Origin of the sequence: Bradyrhizobium yuanmingense (assembly GCF_029167105.1) — a bacterium.
Taxonomy (GTDB): Bacteria; Pseudomonadota; Alphaproteobacteria; order Rhizobiales; family Xanthobacteraceae; genus Bradyrhizobium; species Bradyrhizobium yuanmingense_A.
This window is the reverse complement of record NZ_JARFML010000130.1, coordinates 1-510: the sequence shown is the minus strand read 5'-3', so window position 1 is coordinate 510 and position 510 is coordinate 1. Positions and strand designations below refer to the sequence as shown.

The window sequence follows — 510 nt, the reverse complement described above, 5'->3', positions numbered from 1 at the left end:
CGATGTGACGCAGCTTTGTCGACATCGGCTTGACCACGATTTCTTCGGTGTGGAACACGCCGTCGACGACGATGCCGAAGGTCTGGCTGCCGACTTGCGTCACCACGATGAAGCCGTTCTCGGGATCTGAGGCCGCGCCGTCGTCGATCTTCAGCAGCTTCTTCAGATGGATCAGCGGCAGCAGCTTGTTGCGCAACCTGAGCACCGCGGTGTCCTTGATGCGCTCGATGCGGTGCTCGCTATTGGCGCGGGCCCGCACCAATTCCACCACCGAGAGCTGCGGAATCGCAAAGCGGTCGCCGGCGGCTTCGACGATCAGCGCCGAGACGATGGCGAGCGTCAGCGGGATCTTGATGGTGACGGAGCTTCCTTCGCCGGCCACGCTCTTGATGTCGATGGTGCCGCCGATCTGGTCGATATTGGTGCGGACCACGTCCATGCCGACGCCGCGGCCCGAGACCGAGGTGATGGCAGCGGCAGTGGAGAAGCCCGGCGCGAAGATGAACTTGT

1 protein-coding gene is annotated in these 510 nt (G+C 63.1%); it reads right to left on the bottom strand.

Features of this window, described 5'->3' with window-relative positions; genetic code table 11:
- On the bottom strand, positions 1–510 hold a 510-nt coding region (locus P0R31_RS41315; RefSeq protein WP_275521258.1), incomplete at both ends, for a chemotaxis protein CheW.